Genomic DNA, 18,555 nt, shown 5'->3' with positions numbered 1-18,555 from the left:
GATTCTTGTGACCAGTTATCCGCCCGCCCCGGAGTTCATCGCGCAGGCCAATGCCGATGCCTCGCTGTACGAGCGGGCGCACACCGACCGCGACGGTTTCTGGGCGGAGCAGGCCAAGCGGTTGCACTGGCACAAGCCCTTCACCGAGGTGCTCGACTGGTCCGACGCGCCGGTCGCGCGCTGGTTCGGCGACGGCGAGCTCAACGTCTCCTACAACTGCGTCGACCGCCACGTCATCGACGGGCACGGCGACCAGGTCGCCATCCACTGGGAGGGCGAACCGGGCGACTCGCGTGCGATCACCTACGCGGAGCTCCTCGATGAAGTGTGCAGGGCGGCCAATACTTTCACCACGCTCGGCCTCGTCGCCGGTGATCGGGTCGCGATCTACATGCCGATGGTGCCCGAAGCCATCGTGACGATGCTGGCGTGCGCGCGACTCGGGCTCACCCACTCGGTGGTGTTCGCCGGGTTCTCCCCCACGGCATTGCGGCAGCGGGTCGACGACGCCGAGGCCAAGCTGATCGTGACCACCGACGGACAGTGGCGTCGCGGGAAGCCCGCCGCGCTGAAGTACGCCGTCGACGAGGCGCTGGGTTCGGATCCGTCGAGCGTCGAGCATGTGCTGGTGGTGCGCCGGGTGGGACTCGACGTGCCGTGGACCGAGGTACGTGACCTGTGGTGGGACGAAACCGTCGCTGTCGCTTCGCCTTCGCACGAGGCCCAGCCCTTCCCCGCCGAACACCCGCTGTTCATCCTCTACACCTCCGGCACCACCGGTAAGCCCAAGGGAATCCTGCACACCACCGGCGGCTACCTCACCCAAACCGCCTACACCCACCACAACGTCTTCGACCACAAAGCCGGACACGACGTCTACTGGTGCACCGCCGACATCGGCTGGGTCACCGGACACAGCTACATCGTCTACGGACCACTCGCCAACCGCGCCACCCAGGTCGTCTACGAGGGCACCCCCAACTCCCCCGACGAACACCGACACTTCCAGATCATCGAAAAATACGGCGTCACCATCTATTACACCGCGCCCACGCTGATCCGCACCTTCATGAAGTGGGGCCGCGAGATCCCCGACGCACACGATCTGAGCACCCTGCGAATGCTCGGCTCCGTCGGCGAACCGATCAACCCCGAAGCATGGCGCTGGTACCGAGAAGTGATCGGCGCGAACACAACTCCGATCGTCGACACCTGGTGGCAGACCGAGACCGGCGCCATCATGATCTCCCCGCTGCCCGGAGTCACCTCGACCAAGCCCGGCGCGGCGATGGGCCCCCTACCGGGCATCTCCGCCGCGGTCGTCGACGACGACGGCACACCACTGGGTCCCGACGGATCCGGTCTGCTCGTCCTGGATCAGCCGTGGCCGTCGATGCTGCGCGGCATCTGGAACGACATGGACCGCTACCGCGAAACCTATTGGCAGCGTTTCGCTTCCGAGGGCTGGTACTTCGCGGGCGACGGCGCCAAGCTCGACACCGACGGCGATCTGTGGATCCTGGGGCGCGTCGACGACGTCATGAATGTGTCCGGTCACCGTATCTCCACCGCCGAGGTGGAATCCGCGCTCGTCGGGCACCCGGCCGTCGCCGAGGCCGCCGTGGTCGGCGCGTCCGACGAGACCACCGGTCAGGGGATCGTGGCCTTCGTCATTCTCACCGGCGCGGCCGGTGCGAATGAGTCGCTCGTGGCCGAACTGAAGGCGGCGGTCTCGCTGGAGATCAGTCCGATCGCCAGGCCGCGCGAGATCCACATCGTGCCGGAGCTGCCCAAGACGCGCAGCGGCAAGATCATGCGCCGATTGCTGCGCGATGTCGCCGAAGGTCGCGAACTCGGCGACACCTCGACACTGGTCGACCCGACGGTGTTCGAGTCGATCGCCACCACGTGAGCGGTCGGCGACGCGGTCCCTCGTCACCATGGAGCGTGCCCGACCCTGCCGAAAGGACACAGCGTGAGCGCGCCGGATGGACGTAGTCCGCGCGACACCGGGCATGCTGGAACGGTGGAGATACCAATATTCCCGCTGGGCGCGGTGCTGCTACCCGGTGAGTCGCTGTCGTTGCAGATCTTCGAGCCCCGGTACGTCGCGCTGGTCGAGGACTGCACGGATGGGCGGCGGGAGCCGGAATTCGGTGTCGTGTTGATCGCGCGCGGGCACGAGGTAGGAGGTGGTGAGGTGCGCACGGAGGTGGGCACCGTCGCCAGGATCACCGAGGTGATCGAACTGCCCGGCTCGCGATACCGGCTGCGCTGCAAGGGAACCGACCGCATCCGGATCGAGAAGTGGCTCGACGACGCCCCGTATCCCCGGGCGGAAGCCGAGCTCTGGCCGGACGGCGCCGGTGCCGACGACGGCGAGTTGCTGGCGGGCTTGCGTGAACGTGCGGACCGGCTTCACTCGCTGACAGCCCAGTTCGCGCGGCGCAACGGCATCCGCAGGCCGCCGCCGTCGGCATCGCTGAATGATCTGTCCGACGATCCGACCACCCGCTCCTATGAGCTGGCCGCGCGACTGCCGATCGGCCCGACCGACCGCCAGTCGGCCCTGGCCGCGCCGGATCCACTCAGTCGGCTCACGGCGCTGTCCACCTCCGTCGATGACGCGATCGCGATGATGGAGTTCCGCCTGCTGTGAGGTCAGTCCGTCGACGCGACGGCGATCACGATTTTCGCGCGCGCGTGTTCGGTCTCCATGTACTCGATCGCGGCGGGCGTTTCGGCCAGCGGATAGGTCCGGTCGATTGCCGGGCGGACCATGCCCGACTCGATCAGTTCCCGCAGTTCGGTCAGCGACTCCGGAGTCTGCTCGGCCGTGGGAACCCGGATAGCGGGTTTCACGAACGGTCGAGCCAGCCGACCGCGCGCGAGCAGGCCGACCGGACCGAACCAGCTGCCCCCGTCGAAGTTGCCGCCACCGGACAGCACCAGCGTGCCGGTGGGTTCGACCAGGCGCAGCAGTGCCCGCAGGGTTCGTGTTCCGGCCAGGTCGAGGACGGTGTCGTAGCGGCCGGTCACGGTGTCGCGGGTGTAGTCGACGACGTGCTCCGCGCCGAGCGAGCGCGCCGCCTCGACGTTGCGGGTGCTGCACACCCCGGTGACCTGCGCGCCCCGTGCTCGGGCGATCTGGACCGCGAAGGTGCCGACCCCACCGGACGCGCCGATGATCAGCACCCGCTCGCCCTCGCCGACGTGACGCAGGCAGGTCAGGGCGGTATTGGCGGCCAACGGCACCGCCGCGGCTTCCTCGAAGCTCAGATTCGCCGGTTTCCGGTCGAGCAACGCCCGCGGCACCGCGATGTACTCCGCGAACGCACCGCTGACCGCCTCCCCGTATACCTCCGCACCCTCGGCCAGGTCCGAGACACCGTCCCCCACCGCCTCGACGGTCCCCGCGAAGTCCCCACCCTGCACCGGGTTCGTCGGCCCATGGCGACCGAACACCGACCGATCCATCCACCGCGCGATCTTCGGATCCCCCCGCATCACATGCCAATCCCGCGCATTCACCGACGCGGCACGCACCCGAACCAGCACCTCACCCGCGCCCGCCGACGGCCGCCCGACCTCCACCGCCGCCAACGTCGCCGCTGACCCGTATACCTGCTGCGCAATCGCCCTCACACCGAAAACGCTAGGCTCTCCGACCGCCAACCACATCAGGGGAATCCCCCGATCCACCCGGAGATTTCACATGAGATGCGGACCTGCCCTCGAGGCACCGGCCCGGCGGCGAACCGAGGACCTACGCGTCGAGCAACGCTCGGAATCGGGTTCGGTCGAACCGGGAGGGGATGTCCGACGTTGACAGGGAAAGAGCCGGTCGGCGGACCGGTGGGTACTGACTGAATCGGAGAACGAGCGATGACCATCAACGATTTCTCGCTGAACCGCCGCGCCGTCGTCGTCGGCGCGGGTGTGTTGGCCGCAGCGGCGACGCTGACCGCGTGTGGCGCCTCCGAGGAGGGCGACTCGGCACCTGTGGCGCCGCCCGGACCCGGGGCACCCGCCGGTGCGCTGGTCAAGGTGGCGGATGTCCCGGTGGGCGGCGGGGTGATCGTCGGCGACACGGTGGTCACCCAGCCGACCCCGGGCAACTTCGTCGGGCTGTCGTCGACCTGCACGCATGCCGGATGCAAGGTCGCGACCGTGGCCAGGGGCACGATCAACTGCCCGTGTCACGGCAGCCGATTCGAGCTCGACGGTGCCGTGCGTGGCGGGCCGGCCACGAAGCCGCTAGCCGCCGAACCCGTTCGCGTCGAAGGAGACTCGATCGTTCCCGCGTGAGCGGACGATCAGCCCGCGGCGTCCATCATCTCGGACATACGCCGTTCCATTTCTTCCGGCGAGACGTCTTCGATGTGGGTGGCCACGGTCCAGCGGTGACCCCACGGGTCCTCGAAGGCGCCGCTACGGTCGCCGTAGAACTGGTCGGTCATGGGGGTGGTCGCCGTGGCGCCCGCGGCGAGCGCCGCGGCGAACGCGGCGTCGGCGTCGGCGACGTAGACCATCAGGTTCACCGGAGAGCCACCGACGGCCTTCGGGTCGACGAAGCCGATCTCGGGGACCGGGTCACCGACCATGAGCATCGAGTCGCCGACGAGCAGTTCGCTGTGGACGACAGTGCCGCCCGGCCCGTCCATCTTCATGCGCACGGTCGCGCCGAAGATCGCGATGTAGAAGTCGATCGCGGCGGCCGCTCCCGCGCACGCCAGTCCGGGACAGATCCGCGGATAGCCGTCGGGGAAGGGGGAAACATCAGACATCGGATACCTCCGTGTCGAGAGTGATGCTCGGACGAGAACAGCGTATTCCCCTCGCCCGATCGGGGAAAGGCCATCACCCGTTCGGCCATCCCTCGAGATCAGGACTAGTAGAACTGGTTCTACTCATGTAGAACTGGTTTCAGGTTGTAGAACCTGTTTCAGTTTTGCTGTCGAAGTCGGAGGGCCTGGACGTGCGCTACGGGGTTGTGTTGTTCACCAGTGACCGGGGCATCACGCCCGCCGATGCGGCCAAGGCCGCCGAGGACGCCGGGTTCGACGCGTTCTACGTCCCCGAGCACACCCATATTCCGGTCGTGCGGGCCGCGGCCCATCCGCAGACCGGGGACTCCTCACTCCCCGACGACCGGTACCTGCGCACGCTCGACCCGTGGGTCGCGTTGGCCACCGCCGCCGCGGTCACCGAGCGGATCACCCTGTCGACGGCGGTGGCGCTGCCCGCCGAGCACCATCCGATCTCCCTCGCCAAGACCATCGCCTCGCTCGATCACCTGTCCGGCGGCCGGGTGGAGCTGGGTGTGGGTTTCGGTTGGAACACCGACGAACTCGCTCATCACGGCGTTCCCGCGAACAAGCGACGGACGGTGTTGCGCGAGAACCTCGACGCGATGCGGGCACTGTGGTCGCAGGAGGAGGCCGAATTCTCCGGTGACTTCGTGAAGTTCGGAGCGAGCTGGTCCTGGCCCAAGCCGGTACGCGCCGGGGTCCCTGTACTGCTCGGCGCGGGCGGTACCGAGAAATCGTTCGGTTGGCTCGCGGCCAACGCGGACGGGTGGATCACCACCCCGACCGAAGGCGATCTGGGCGCCAAAGTCGAACTGCTGCACCGTGTCTGGAAGGACGCGGGTCGCGACGGCACCCCGCGGGTGATCGCGCTGGCGGGTCGCCACGATGCCGAGCAACTCGCTCGCTGGGCCGACCTCGGCGTCACCGAGGTGGTCTTCGGCCTTCCTGACAAGAGCGCCGACGACGTCCGTGGCTATCTCGGCCACCTCGGCGGGAAGCTCGCCGTCTCGGCGTGAGTCCGAACCGGTTTCAGCCGCGCAGCTTGCGCACCTGCGCCGCGGTGAGATCGGAGAGCACGCCGGGGTCGACGACTTCCGGCGCGGTGACGACCACCTGAACCAGCGTGTTGCCCACCTGGACCAGTGCTGTCGCCGAGGTGAGGGTGAGCCCGTCACTCGTCGCGGTCAGGGTGAACGCCGAGCCCGCGTCGCCCGCGGGCGGCTGCGCGAGCCCGCTGGTTCGATACTCGATCCGCACGCCCGCGTCGTCACCGGAGTAGCTGGTACAGCGCCGGGGCTGGGCCTGGAGCGCGTCGAAGGCCGGGGCCAGCGCCGCGTCCGGGTAACTCGCGGCGTCGATGTCGATGGTGGCGAAGCTGGGCCCCGCGAACTGCACCGACGCGGCGGCGGACGACCCCGGCCATTGCTGCGCGATCGGCGAGAGCAGACGCCCACAGTCCGGCGGATCCGTCAGCGCCGCAGGCGGTACCGCGGGCTCCGCGGAGTCACCGCGCGGCGGCACCACCGCGAAATCACCGGGTAGGTCCGTAGCGGCGAGCAGACCGGCCGACAACTGCGCCGCATCGCGAACGACAGCGCCGGTTCCGGGGGCGGCCGTGGCGGGGGCGGAGAACGGACCCGATCCCGGCGAATCCGCCGCGTCGTCGGACCCACAGCCAGCGACCGCGGCCAATCCGACACATGCCGAAACAGCCGCGCCGAGGCGCAGCGCACCTCCTCGCATCATTCCGTCCAGGAAACGCGGGTCGACTGCGTCTGCACCAAGGTGCTCACGCTGCGCGCGTCCCGATAGGTCTGCTGTCCACCGATCTCGATGGAACCCGAAACCGGCAGCGGCATACCGAGATCGATGGTGATCGAGCCGACGCCTTCCATCACGTAACCGTCGATGTCGAGCTCACCCGCGTCGTTGGGCAACTCCCACACATTGTCGGTGGGCGTCTGATTCACCTGCAGATCGATGGTGAGCCGGTCGCCCTCCCGGCTGGTGAGCGTGGCCGTGGTGATCTGGTCCAAGGTGACCCCGCCGGTGATCGTCTGGTGCACCGTCCACACCGCACCGACCCCGACGGGCTGGTCCGGGAACGCGATCGACTGATACACAGCCTGGTAGAAGGCCTGTTCGAGCGCGGCCCGCGCGGTATTCGGGGTATCCGGCGACGGGGCCATGCGTAGCTCGGTGATCGCACCGAAGTCGCTCATCCCCAAACCGGCGTGTGAACCGTCGGCAGAAGTGAACGCCTTGTTGAGCGCGGGGTCGGGGGTGGTGACCGCGCCGACGGTGAGGTCGACGCCATCGCTGCCCGCGCGCGCGGTCATCGGGATGGTCAGCGCGGCGGGCGAGAAGTCGCGGGCAGGCTGATCGTTGACCTGCTGCTGGATCCGGTAGTCGGTGCGCAGCGTCACTTCCTGGGTGGTGCCCGCGGCATAGCGTGGCCGCAACAGATCGCGCGGCTCCTCGCCGGGCGAGACGATCGTGGTGACCGCGGCCGAGATCGGCACGGTGACTTCCTTGCCGATGCCGAGCGGCTCGGTGCCGTCGACCTCCGCGGCCGGGGCCGAGCGGTCGGCGCACCCGGCGCCGAATGTCGCGAACCCGAGCACGAGCGCCACCAGTAACACCCCGGGGCGCGCGATGCGGGGTAAGCGAGATCTAGACAACACCGTCACAGCCATCAGGGTACGACCGCTTCCTGAGTAACACCTGGGACTCCCTCGGCACCGCGGCGCAGGCCAGATCACCACTAGGGAATGATGGACGCGTGAGTGAAGACCGGCCCACCGACAACGCTGCCGTCCCCGAGACCGGTGACGACTCAGCCACCCCCTCGGCCGCTGCCATACCCGAGGCCGCCGAGACGGCGAAACCCGCTGGTCGCCGCCGTTTGACGACGCTGCTGATCATCGCCGCCGTCCTGTTCGGGCTCGACCTGCTGACCAAATGCCTCGCCGTCGCCTTCATCGACCCGGGCGAATCGGTGCCGATCATCGGCGATTTCGCGCGGTTCACCCTGGTTCGCAACCCGGGCGCGGCGTTCTCGATGGCGACCGGCATGACCTGGCTGCTCACCCTGATCGCCGCCGCGGTGGTGATCGGCGTGATCCGGATCGGGCGCACCCTGCGTTCGCTGTGGTGGGCCATCGGCCTCGGCATGGTGCTGGGTGGGGCGCTGGGCAACCTGGTCGACCGGATCTTCCGATACCCAGGCCCGCTGCAGGGCCATGTGGTCGACTTCGTCGCCGTCGGCTGGTGGCCGGTCTTCAACGTCGCCGACTCGGCCATCGTGTGCGGGGCGATCCTGCTGGTCGCGCTCACCGTGTTCGGTTTCGAACCGGACGGCACCCGCAGCGGTCGCAAACACACCGAGGAGACCGTATGAGAGAAACCAGAACCATGCCCGTCCCCGATGGACTCGACGGGATGCGGGTGGACGCGGGACTCGCCCGCCTGCTCGGCCTCTCGCGGACCGCGGTCGTGGCACTGACCGAGGACGGCTCGGTGCAGATCGACGGGGTCGCCGCGGGTAAGTCCGACCGACTCACCGCGGGCGCGTGGCTGGAAGTGATCTTCCCCGAACCCAAGCGCGAACTGACGGTCGAGGCCGCCCCGGTCGACGGGATGAACATCCTCTACGCCGACGACGACATCGTCGCCGTGGACAAGCCGATCGGCGTCGCCGCGCACTCCGGCGTCGGCTGGACCGGACCGACCGTGGTCGGCGGCCTGGCGGCGATGGGCTATCGCATCTCCACCTCGGGCGCGCACGAACGGCAGGGCATCGTGCACCGGCTCGACGTGGGCACCTCCGGTGTGATGGTGGTGGCACAATCCGAACACGCTTACACGATGCTCAAGCGCGCCTTCAAGGAACGCACGGTCGACAAGCAATACCATGCACTCGTGCAGGGACACCCCGATCCGAGCAGCGGCACCATCGACGCGCCGATCGGGCGCGCGCGGGGCAATGCCTGGAAGTTCGCGGTGACCGCCGACGGCAGGCCGAGCGTCACCCACTACGACACCATCGAGGCGTTCCAAGCGGCCAGTCTGCTCGACGTCCACCTCGAAACCGGCCGCACGCACCAGATCCGGGTGCACTTCTCGGCGGTGCGCCACCCCTGCGCGGGTGACCTCACCTACGGCGCCGATCCGACGCTGGCCAAACGCCTCGGCCTGGAACGGCAGTGGCTGCACGCGCGTCAGCTCGGCTTCCACCATCCCGCCGACGGTCGCTGGCTCGAGATCACCAGCGAGTACCCCGACGATCTAGCGGGCGCCTTGGACGTATTACGCAATGCCTGACGACCCGCGGTCGTCCGAACCGGCGCCGGACACGGCGCCGGACGACCGCGGGGAACCGCCCGCCGAACCGGCGGGAGCACCGATGGACGACAGCGCACCCACATCCGAAACTCTCGGGAACATGCCCGCCGAGCCGGGATCGCAGGCCGACGACGGCGATTCGGACGATCGGCGACTCTCCCTACGCAATGCCGCCGTCTACGGGATCGCGGCGATCGGTGCGGTGATCCTGCTGGTCGTCGCGTTCCGCGAGCCGCCGCCCGCGTCGGCGGTGGCGACCGACCGGCTCGGACCCGCACCCGGCGAGCAGGTTCAGCAATACCTCGGCGACGCACGGGCCTCGCTCGGTGGTGACGATGCCGACCAGCACTGGGCGCTGGTGTCGTTCTCCGAATACCTGACGCCCCAACAGATTCCGGCTACCGCCGAAGGGTTGCGGGTCTCCGGGGTGATCCAGCACGTGCCGGTCGATCGGGTGCAGACACCGGTGATCACGGTCGCCACTCCGGCCGGCGACGAGCCCGCGGTGAGATCCGCCGACGCGGCAGCGGGTCTGGTGGCGGCACAACAGTTCCGCGATCAGCGCAGCGCCGAGATCGCCCATCTCACCGAGTCGCGCCTGCGCGCGGGCTGCGCGTGCACGGCAGGCCTCGTCGTACGCGGCACGCTGCCCCAATTACGTGACCTCGCAGCACGATCCGGAGTCCGGGCGGTGCAGGCGCTCCCGGCCGACGCCGTCGCGGGCCGGTTCGCGGTGAGCCCGTTACTGCCGGGCAGCAGCGATACCGTCGCTCCGAATCCCGACGACGGCCCGGTTCCGACCGAGTAGCACTCCGACCGACGACCTACGGCTGATCTATGGCACGGCGCGTATCGGCCAGCTCCCACAGCGTGCGTGCCCGGTCCACATCGCCGGCCTGGTCGTAGGCATCCGCCATCAATTCGAGCGCACCGGCATCGAGCCGGTCGATAGCCACGATGAGATCGGAAAAAAGATCGTCCAGTTCGTCGGGGGTCACCGGGTGGTCCCGAGACGGTGCGACAGCGTTACCTCCATAACCGGCAAAGGTACTCCAACACCGAATGTCGGTCCGGCACAAGGGTTCTGGAATCGGTTACGGCGGGGTCAGCGACTCCTCACGCCCCCTGCGCGCCCACCGGAGGAAAGAGCTTGCCCGCACCGCCGGAGCGCCGGGACTGCACCCACCATGCCAGCTCGACCAGCACGATGCCGATCGCCCCGCACACCACCGCGGCCAGCGTCAGCCGCGGGTTGGACGGGTCGAGTTTGAAGAACTCGCGGGTGAACGGAATCGTGAACAGCGCGACGTAGGCGAGTACGGATACCGCGATCAGCACCACCTTCCACCACACATACGGCCGCGCCACCAGCACGAGCACCCACATCGCGATCATGATCAGCGTGATCAGCGCGGTGGTGCCGGCCTGCACCTTCTGCGTCTCGGAGGCTTCCGGTCCGGCGTAGGCGATGAGGTAGGACACGAACGTCGCGATGCCGATCACCACACCCGACGGCACGGCCAGGCGCATCACCCGGCCGACGAAGCCGGTGCGGGCGCGCTCGTTGTTGGGCGCCAGCGAGAGCACGAACGCCGGGATGCCGATGGTGAACCAGGCCGCGATGGTGACGTGGCGTGGCAGGAACGGATACCCGATGGGGTCGTAGCCGAAGATCTGCGAACCGACGCCCGCGATGCCGACGAGGAAGGCCAGCAGCACCGAGTACACGGTCTTGGTGAGGAACAGGTTCGAGACGCGCTCGATATTGCCGATCACCCGGCGGCCCTCCCCCACCACGTACGGCAGGGTCGCGAACTTGTTGTCCAGCAACACGATCTGCGCCACCGCGCGGGTGGCCGGGCTGCCCGCGCCCATCGCGACGCCGATATCGGCATCCTTGAGCGCCAGCACGTCGTTGACGCCGTCACCGGTCATGGCGACGGTGTGCCCACGCGACTGCAAGGCGCCGACCATGGCGCGTTTCTGGTCGGGACGGACACGACCGAAGGTGGTTTCGTGATCGAGGATGTCGGCGAGCGCGGCCTGATCGTCGGGCAGGGTGCGCGCGTCGACGGCGTGGTCACCGCCGGGCAGGTCGAGTGAGGAGGCGACCGCGCCGACGGACACGGCGTTGTCGCCGGAGATCACCTTGATCGAGACCTGCTGGCTCGCAAAGTATTCCAGGGTCTCCTTGGCGTCCGGCCGCACCTTCTGCTCGAGCACCACCAGCGCGGCGGGCTCCACCCGGCCGGGCGCGTCGTCGGCGTCGACCGGGCGGTCGCTGCGCGCCAGCAGCAGCACACGCAGACCCGACGAGCCGAGCTGCTCGGCATGGGCGGCGTCGGCGGAGCCGGGATCGAGCAGCACGTCGGCGGCGCCGAGCAGCCAATCCCCCTGGGCGCCATAGGAAATGCCGCTCCACTTCTTGGCCGAGGAGAACGGCGCGATGGCGGTCTGGGACCAACCGGGCGAGTCGGGCAGCGCTTCGGCGATGGCCTGCACGCTGGCGTTGGGGCGCGGGTCGTCACCGGCGAGCGCGGCCAGTGCGGTCTTCACCTGTGCCTCGTCGAACGCGCCGAGCGGTTCGACCTGTGCCAGGCGCATACCGTTCTCGGTGAGGGTGCCGGTCTTGTCGGCACACACCACGTCGACGCGGGCCAGGCCCTCGATCGCAGGCAGTTCCTGGACCAGGCACTGGCGTTTGCCCAGGCGCACCACACCGACCGCGAAGGCGATCGAGGTCATCAGCACCAGGCCCTCGGGGACCATCGGCACCAGCGCGGCAACCATCCCGGTCACGGCGGGCCGCCACGATTCCCCGCTCGAGACCAGCTGGTTGTAGATGCTGAGCAGACCGGCCGGAATGAGCAGGTAGGTGATGAACTTCAGGATTTTGTTGATACCCGAACGCAATTCGGAGTGCACCAGCGTGAACTTGCTGGCTTCCTCGGCCAATTTCGCGGCGTAGGCGTCCTTGCCGACCTTGGTCGCGCGGTAGGCGCCCGAACCCGACACCACGAAGCTGCCCGACATCACCGGTGCGCCGACGCCCTTGTCGATCGGGTCGGCCTCACCGGTCAGCAGCGACTCGTCGATCTCGAGCGCGGCGGCCTCTTCGACCTCGCCGTCGACCACGATCTGATCACCGGGGCCGAGCTCGATCAGATCGTCCAGGACCACCTCGCCGGGCGCGACCTGATGGGCGAGGCCGTCGCGGCGCACGGTCGGCTTGGCCTGGCTGACGATCGCCAGCTCGTCCAGGGTCCGCTTGGCCCTGATCTCCTGGATGATGCCGACCGCGCTGTTGGCCACGATGAGCAGCCCGAACATGCCGTCGATGATCGAGCCCGTCGACAGTACGAGCAGGAACAGCACGCCGAGAATGGCATTGATGCGAGTGAAGACATTCGCGCGAACGATCTCGCGGACCGAACGACTCGCCCTGGCCGGGACGTCGTTGGTGCGCCCGTCGCGGCGGCGCTCATCGACCTGTGCTGCGGTGAGCCCGGCGGCCGCGGGTTCCTGCACGGATATGGACATGCTCGCCAGATTAGCCGGTCGTATCATGGGATGAATGCAGCGCAGCTCATCCCCGCCCGGCGTCGTTTTCGGGGCGGGGGCCTATCTCATCTGGGGCTCGTTCGCCGCTTTCTTCGGGCTGCTGTCGTTCGCCTCGCCTGCCGAAGTGGTGGCGCAGCGGATCGTCTGGACGCTGGTCGTCGTACTGCTCGTGCTCACGCTGACAGGCCGCCTCGGTGACTTGCGCGGGATCGATGCCAAGACCTGGCGAATGGCCGCCGCGGCCTCGGCGGCGTTGTCGCTGAACTGGGGCGTGTACGTCTTCGGCGTCACCACCGGACACATCGTGGAATGCGCGCTCGGCTATTTCATCAACCCTCCGGTCACGGTCGCCATCGGCGTGCTGCTGTTCCGGGAACGGCTCACCAGGGCGCAGTGGGTGGCATTGGGGTTGGGTGCGCTGGCGGTGGTGGTGTTGACCGTCGATTACGGCAGGCCGCCGGTGATCGCGCTCATCCTGGCCTGCTCGTTCGCCGCCTACGGGCTGGTGAAGAAGGTGATCCGGCTCGACGCGTTGCCCGGCATCGCGGCCGAGGGCATCGTGGCCGTCCCGTTCGCGCTGGCGTTCCTGATCGTCTCGGTGGCGACCGGCCGCAGCGAAATGACCTCCGGCCCCGCCCATTTCGGCCTCATGCTCGCCACCGGGCCGGTTACCCTGCTGCCGCTGCTGCTGTTCGCTGTCGCGGCCAAGCGGGTCCCGCTCTCGACCATGGGCATCCTGCAGTACCTCACCCCCGCCCTGCAGATGGCCTGGGGCGTGGCGGTCATGCACGAACCCATGCCCGCCTCCCGCTGGGCGGGATTCGCCCTGATCTGGACGGCGCTGGCGGTGTTCACCACCGACGCCCTGCTGCGGGGTCGTCGCAAGCGCAACCTCTCGACGGCCGCGGCGACCGGCGTGATCGCGCAATAGCTCGATTCGGTGTCACACCGGCGTGACTCGCGGGTGGATCACAAGCCGACCGGTAGGCTCGCTAGTCGGACAATCGGATAGTGGTCACCCGAGAGGGGTGGGTTCTGTGCACGATGCGGGCTTTTCGGATCGGGTTGCCGGAGTACTGGTCGGCACTGCGGCCGGTGATGCGTTGGGGGCCGGATACGAGTTCACTCATCCGGCGCCGGACACCGTGATCGACATGATCGGCGGCGGGATGTTCAACTGGGCGCCGGGTGAGTGGACCGACGATACGTCGATGGCCGTGGCCGTAGCGGTAGCCGCTGCCAACGGGCCGGGGATCGATCTCGACGCGGTCGCGGCAGGGTTCGTCTCCTGGTACGACTCGAAGCCGCCTGACATCGGGAATCAGACTCGAACTGTGTTGTCTGCCAGGCCGTCGTCCGCGCTGGACATGCAAGCCGTCGCGATGTCGCTGACAGGACGAACCGGCGGAAACGGGTCGCTGATGCGCACCGCGCCGGTCGCGTTGGCCTATCTCGACGACGCCGCGGAATGCGTCGCGGCGGCGGGCCGGGTCGGGTTACTCACGCACCACGACGAGAACGCCGTCGAGGCTTGCAAGCTGTGGACCTACGCGATCCGGCACGCGGTGCTCAACGCCGATTTCGACGGCGTTCGCGAATATGTCAGCGGCTCACCACAATCCGCGTACTGGACCGAACGGCTCGACGAAGCGGAGAAGGGCACGCCCGCCGACTTCCCGAACAACGGCTGGGTGGTGCATGCCCTGCAGACCGCGTGGTGGGCGATCACCACCACCGATCCCGCTACGCCCGAACAGCTTCCGCTCGCCTTGGAGGCGTGCGTGCGCGCGGGAAACGACACCGACACCACCGCGGCCATCGCGGGCGGACTGCTCGGCGCCCGCTGGGGCGCCTCGGCCGTGCCTGCCCGCTGGCGCGCCATCCTCCACGGCTACCCAGGGCTCACGGGCGCCGACCTCCCGGACCTCGCCCTGCGCATCGCCACCAATTCCCGGTAGGCAATCCGCGAACCGCGACTACCAGGCCGAGCTGACGGGGCCGGGGGTCCAGGTGCCCCAACGGTTTTCGGAGTCGACGGTGACCTTCGCGGGAGTGGCGGTGGTGTCGAGGGGCAGGTATTGCTCGAGGGAGCCCCAGTCCCTGTCCCAGTCGTTGTTCAGGTACGTCGGCAGGGTGCGGGCGGTGAACAGGAGTTGGGTCCAGCCCAGTGGACCGCCACCGTCGTGGCCCTGCCAGAGGTTGGTGATGGTGGCGCCGTTGCGGTCGGGCAGGATGCGGTATTCGGGGAGTTCGGCGATGCCGTTATAGGTCGGCATCTGGTTCTGGCACGGGAAGTGCAGTCCCACAGCCCAATCCAGCAGGACCGGGGCCGTGCGTCCGACGACCGCGCTGAGCGTGGTGGTTTGCGGCATGCGCGGCGGGGTGAGCGCCAGCCACTGGTCGGCGCCGAGATCCTTGTCGGCGGCGACCAGGCGGACGACGCTCGTGTCCGAGGGCAGCTGATCCATCGGGACCCGCAGATTGCGCCACATCGGCGCCGGGCCGATATCGGTCGGAGCGATCTGGCCGGTCACGGTGACGGCGCCGTCGGCCGCGGCGGTGCCGTATTCGACGGCCAGTTCCTGGCCGGGGTGGACGATGCCGTCGGCGTCGACCGAGCGGATCCGGCCTGCCACCGACATCGCCAGCAGCGGGCCGCGCGGGCCGTCCGGCAGGCGGAACCAGCCCGTTGTCAGCGCGGCGGGTTCCTGGGCGCCGGAGCGGTAGCTACCGAGGACGGGGGTAGTCGCGGGGTCGAGACCGAACGGCAGTTGCAACGAGCCCTGCCGCGATTCCGAACCCGCCGAGGTCGAGGCGTCCCGGAGCTTGTCGGGATCGTCGGACACCGAATTCGCTTGGCCGGTGGTCGATTCCACCTCGTCGGAGGTGAGCACCGGCGCGACACCGTCGGCCCGGAAGCCGGTCGAGTCGGTGCCGTTCATCGTGGTGGTCAGGTCACCGGACAGCGGCGCGAGCATCGAGGCGTTCGGGTCGGTTTCGACGAGAACCTCGTCGGCCATCCCACACCCGCCGGCGAAGGCCGCGGAGAGGTTGGAGCCGGCGAGGGAGTACGCGGGGTACTGAGAGACGGTGGCCTTGGCGAAGGAGGCCACTTCGAACAGCACCATCATCGCGGCGGCGACGGCGAGGACGGGTGTCCCGGCGAAGCGTCCTACCTCGGCCTTCGGATTCGGATTCGGGTGGACGTGGAACCACGCCGCCACCGCGAGCGCCAGCAGGGTCAGGCCGACGAACAAGGTCGAGACGCCGTAGCCGGCGACGGTCGGCGGCTTGTCCCACCAGGGAATTCCCCACGAGGAGACGTACCAGTACCCGTTGGCGCCCACCCAGGTCATCGCGAGGGTGAAGAAGACACCCGCGGCGAACAGCGCGCGATTGCGCAACGGTCGCAGTACGTCCGAACTCACCGCGACCGCCGTGACCGCGGCGACGCAGGTGGCCAGGCCCGCGAACACACCGAACTGGTGGGTCCACTTCGTCGGCGAGAACATCATCAGCACCATGGCGGCGAGGGTGATGCCCAGCATGCGCCGGACCGGGCCGACCGCGGTGCCGGGGATGTGGCCACCGCGCCGCAGCATGACCGCGGTGCAGACGATCAGGCCGATCAGCATCACGAAGACGCCGAATCGCCTGGTCAGCCAGCCATCGGCGTTGAGTTGCAGCAGGTACTGGTAGCGCATGAATTCGAAGAACCAGGACTCCCCCGGCCCGATCACGCTGTGCACGGCGAACATCTCCCGCACGCCGGCGAAGGTCCGGTCCGCGAAGACGACAGTGAGCACCACCGTGCCCGCGGCCAGGATCGGCAGCAACTGCGCCGAATAGCCCACCGACTTCGACCGCTGCACGATTATCGCGGTGACCACGCGCGCACCGGCCACCAGCGCGCCGAGGCAGATCAGGCCAGAGGGTGCGCCCGTGAGGGTGAACGCGGCCACGATCACCGCGACGGCGAACGGCACGAGTCGCCGGGTCGCGATCGCTCGTTCGACCGAGACCCAGGTGACCAGAACACCTAGCGCGACAACGAATTCCGCGCGCAGACCATTGTTGTAGGGCAGCCAGAAGGCGAGGAAGACGAAGGCCGCGGTCCAGGTGGCGACGCGTTCGCGGCGCACGGCCACGCCGAGGCGCGGCAGCACTTCGCGGCTGATCAACCACCAGGTGAGCACGCCCGCGCCGAGTGCGGGCAGCCGAACCAGCGGGCTGACCGCGGAGATGTGGGTGAGCCAACCGATGATGTCGACGTAGGGGGTGTAGAACGGGCCCTCGTCCACGCTGAACCAGCGGTAGTAGTTGGACATGTTGCCCGAACTGCGCGCACCCCTCGCCATGCCGAGGATGTAGCCGTCGTCGGAGGTGTTGGCGCCGATGAAATGCCAGACGACCAGCACCGAGAACACCAGCCAGTCGACCGGGCGCAGCCGCCACCAGCGTTGCGGCAGGAATCGGCGCGCGGAGCGGCCGTCGAGGGCGTCGAGGCGGTGCAGGGCGAACAGGGACACGGCCGTTGCCAGCAGGCACAGCACGATCGCGGCCAGTTTGAGCCAGGTCGGGGAAGACGTGTAGCGGGCGTCGACGTCGACGCGCACCGCGAGGTCCGCGGGGGCGGCGCCGGTCAGCTCGCTGAACACGCCCACGACCTGCGGACGCAGATCGGCGGCCACGGCGGCGCCCTCACCGAGACCTGTTGTGGTGACCGTGGATTCCTGCGGAGTGATCGCGATCGTCAGCGCGCAGGATCGGTCGAGCACGTCGGCGAGCGGGGCCGTCCACACCAGGGTCGAGCGCGAGACCACGTCCACGCGGCCGGGGCGTTCGGCGGTATCGGCGACCACCTTCACGACGAAGCCGTACTTCTCCATGTCGGCCGACTGACGCGGCACGGTGGAGACGGCCACACCGCCGGTTCCGGCCAGGGAACTCAACGCGGCACACGGCACCGTCGCCGACAGCGCGGCGGGCGCGTAGGCGACGAGCGGGGATTCGACCGCGGCGGGCGATCCCTGCTGGGGCCACGACACCGTCGCGGCGTCGACCCGCACGGGCAGGAACGGGATCACCGCGGCACTGAGAATGCCGATCAGTCCCGCGACGATCGCGACGATGCGCGCCCACCCCGGGCGAGCACGTCGCGCGGGCCCCGAAACATCCTTGGGCGGATGCCCCTGCCGCACGATCGTCTCTACCACGGGGCCCGATAGTAGCCGTGGCACCGACAGCAGGCGAAACACCGTCTCGACTCGCACGCAAAAGCCCCGTTCGGAAACAACCGAACGGGGCCGGAGCGGGGAAGATCAGGGGCAGGCGACCGAGGTCTGACCCAGGTTGGTCATCATGCCGCAGGCCCACGACTTCTGGACCTTCCACTTGCCGTCCTCGGCCACGAACGGCACGTCGACGACATTGGTCTGACCGTTGACGGTGAAGTTGGCCTTGGCGTTGACGCTGTCACCGAAGGAGGTCACCTCGGTGACCTGCACCTGAACATTGGCGTCCGAGGCCGCCTGGGCCAAGCGGTTCGGCAGCTCGGGATCGGCCTCGCCGCCCTGCACGAAGTCCAGCTTCTGATCGTTGGGGACCGCCGGATCCAACGCGGTGTTGAGCTGCTCGTTGAGCTGCTCCACGGTCGGCACGGGGGGCAGGTTCGCTGCCGCCGAGCCCGAAGCCTTCGCGCTGGTGGTGGTTTTGGCGGCGGGCTTGTCACCCTTGTCGTCGCTGCACGCGCTCAGGCCGAGGGCGGCGACCACGGCCAGTCCGGCGATCGCTACACGTCCGGTCGTACGAAGCTTCAACTGCTCGTCCTTTGCGTTCG

General features: G+C 68.6%; 17 protein-coding genes. 9 read left to right on the top strand and 8 right to left on the bottom strand.

The window, feature by feature from the left end; translation table 11 throughout:
• Positions 1–7: 7 nt before the first annotated feature.
• Together acs and IBJ82_RS28985 are read left to right on the top strand one after the other, a co-directional pair.
• Positions 8–1,912 carry an acetate--CoA ligase gene (gene acs, locus IBJ82_RS28990; protein ID WP_370585534.1) on the top strand — a complete coding sequence of 635 codons (1,905 nt, stop codon included), beginning with the start codon at positions 8–10 and terminating at the stop codon, positions 1,910–1,912.
• Positions 1,913–1,975: 63 nt separating this feature from the next.
• A complete protein-coding gene (locus IBJ82_RS28985; protein WP_370585533.1) occupies positions 1,976–2,659 on the top strand; it encodes an LON peptidase substrate-binding domain-containing protein in 684 nt (227 codons plus the stop codon).
• Positions 2,660–2,661: 2 nt separating this feature from the next.
• On the opposite strand, the gene IBJ82_RS28980 is transcribed toward IBJ82_RS28985, so the two are convergent.
• Positions 2,662–3,645 carry an NAD(P)-dependent alcohol dehydrogenase gene (locus IBJ82_RS28980; protein WP_194829140.1) on the bottom strand — a complete coding sequence of 328 codons (984 nt, stop codon included), beginning with the start codon at positions 3,643–3,645 and terminating at the stop codon, positions 2,662–2,664.
• 240 nt (positions 3,646–3,885) lie between these two features.
• On the opposite strand from IBJ82_RS28980, the gene IBJ82_RS28975 reads away from it, so the two are divergent.
• Positions 3,886–4,308 carry a ubiquinol-cytochrome c reductase iron-sulfur subunit gene (locus tag IBJ82_RS28975; RefSeq protein WP_194829139.1) on the top strand — a complete coding sequence of 141 codons (423 nt, stop codon included), beginning with the start codon at positions 3,886–3,888 and terminating at the stop codon, positions 4,306–4,308.
• 8 nt (positions 4,309–4,316) lie between these two features.
• Here the strand turns inward: IBJ82_RS28975 and IBJ82_RS28970 are convergent, their stop codons facing one another.
• Positions 4,317–4,787: a VOC family protein gene (locus tag IBJ82_RS28970; RefSeq protein ID WP_194829138.1), complete on the bottom strand. Its 471-nt coding sequence runs from the start codon at positions 4,785–4,787 to the stop codon at positions 4,317–4,319.
• A 191-nt stretch (positions 4,788–4,978) separates the two neighbouring features.
• Here IBJ82_RS28970 and IBJ82_RS28965 point away from each other — a divergent pair, with 191 nt between their 5' ends.
• Positions 4,979–5,827: a TIGR03619 family F420-dependent LLM class oxidoreductase gene (locus IBJ82_RS28965; RefSeq protein WP_194829137.1), complete on the top strand. Its 849-nt coding sequence runs from the start codon at positions 4,979–4,981 to the stop codon at positions 5,825–5,827.
• A gap of 13 nt (positions 5,828–5,840) precedes the next feature.
• Here the strand turns inward: IBJ82_RS28965 and IBJ82_RS28960 are convergent, their stop codons facing one another.
• Positions 5,841–6,557 carry a sensor domain-containing protein gene (locus IBJ82_RS28960; protein ID WP_194829136.1) on the bottom strand — a complete coding sequence of 239 codons (717 nt, stop codon included), beginning with the start codon at positions 6,555–6,557 and terminating at the stop codon, positions 5,841–5,843.
• Positions 6,554–7,444 carry a hypothetical protein gene (locus tag IBJ82_RS28955; RefSeq protein WP_370585532.1) on the bottom strand — a complete coding sequence of 297 codons (891 nt, stop codon included), beginning with the start codon at positions 7,442–7,444 and terminating at the stop codon, positions 6,554–6,556. The genes IBJ82_RS28960 and IBJ82_RS28955 overlap by 4 nt, the downstream gene beginning before the upstream one ends.
• Positions 7,445–7,593: 149 nt before the next feature.
• Between IBJ82_RS28955 and lspA the strand changes: the two genes are divergently transcribed.
• The 3 genes from lspA to IBJ82_RS28940 all read left to right on the top strand — a co-directional run bounded on the left by lspA (position 7,594) and on the right by IBJ82_RS28940 (position 9,963).
• Complete coding sequence (gene lspA / locus IBJ82_RS28950) at positions 7,594–8,211, top strand: signal peptidase II (protein ID WP_194829135.1); 618 nt, start codon at positions 7,594–7,596, stop codon at positions 8,209–8,211.
• On the top strand, positions 8,208–9,134 hold the full coding sequence (locus tag IBJ82_RS28945; RefSeq protein WP_194829134.1) for an RluA family pseudouridine synthase: 927 nt from the start codon (positions 8,208–8,210) through the stop codon (positions 9,132–9,134). The genes lspA and IBJ82_RS28945 overlap by 4 nt, the downstream gene beginning before the upstream one ends.
• Positions 9,135–9,216: 82 nt before the next feature.
• Positions 9,217–9,963: a hypothetical protein gene (locus IBJ82_RS28940; protein ID WP_228537828.1), complete on the top strand. Its 747-nt coding sequence runs from the start codon at positions 9,217–9,219 to the stop codon at positions 9,961–9,963.
• A 16-nt stretch (positions 9,964–9,979) separates the two neighbouring features.
• On the opposite strand, the gene IBJ82_RS28935 is transcribed toward IBJ82_RS28940, so the two are convergent.
• Positions 9,980–10,153 (bottom strand): hypothetical protein, encoded by a 174-nt coding sequence (locus tag IBJ82_RS28935; RefSeq protein WP_194829133.1) that lies wholly within the window; start codon positions 10,151–10,153, stop codon positions 9,980–9,982.
• 118 nt (positions 10,154–10,271) lie between these two features.
• A complete protein-coding gene (locus tag IBJ82_RS28930) occupies positions 10,272–12,695 on the bottom strand; it encodes a cation-translocating P-type ATPase (protein ID WP_194829132.1) in 2,424 nt (807 codons plus the stop codon).
• Positions 12,696–12,729: 34 nt separating this feature from the next.
• On the opposite strand from IBJ82_RS28930, the gene rarD reads away from it, so the two are divergent.
• Together rarD and IBJ82_RS28920 are read left to right on the top strand one after the other, a co-directional pair.
• A complete protein-coding gene (gene rarD / locus IBJ82_RS28925; RefSeq protein WP_194829131.1) occupies positions 12,730–13,647 on the top strand; it encodes an EamA family transporter RarD in 918 nt (305 codons plus the stop codon).
• Positions 13,648–13,744: 97 nt separating this feature from the next.
• Entirely contained in the window at positions 13,745–14,674 is a 930-nt protein-coding gene (locus IBJ82_RS28920; protein ID WP_194829130.1) for an ADP-ribosylglycohydrolase family protein, read from the top strand.
• An 18-nt stretch (positions 14,675–14,692) separates the two neighbouring features.
• Here IBJ82_RS28920 and IBJ82_RS28915 read toward each other — a convergent pair whose 3' ends face one another.
• Together IBJ82_RS28915 and IBJ82_RS28910 are read right to left on the bottom strand one after the other, a co-directional pair.
• A complete protein-coding gene (locus IBJ82_RS28915) occupies positions 14,693–17,932 on the bottom strand; it encodes an arabinosyltransferase domain-containing protein (RefSeq protein ID WP_194829129.1) in 3,240 nt (1,079 codons plus the stop codon).
• Positions 17,933–18,037: 105 nt separating this feature from the next.
• Positions 18,038–18,535 (bottom strand): hypothetical protein, encoded by a 498-nt coding sequence (locus IBJ82_RS28910; RefSeq protein ID WP_194829128.1) that lies wholly within the window; start codon positions 18,533–18,535, stop codon positions 18,038–18,040.
• Positions 18,536–18,555 lie beyond the last annotated feature (20 nt).

Origin of the sequence: Nocardia sp. XZ_19_231 (genome assembly GCF_015355705.1) — a bacterium.
GTDB classification, from domain to species: Bacteria; Actinomycetota; Actinomycetes; order Mycobacteriales; family Mycobacteriaceae; genus Nocardia; species Nocardia salmonicida.
Note: the sequence above shows the minus strand (reverse complement) of the source record. Positions and strands in the feature narration are given on the sequence as shown.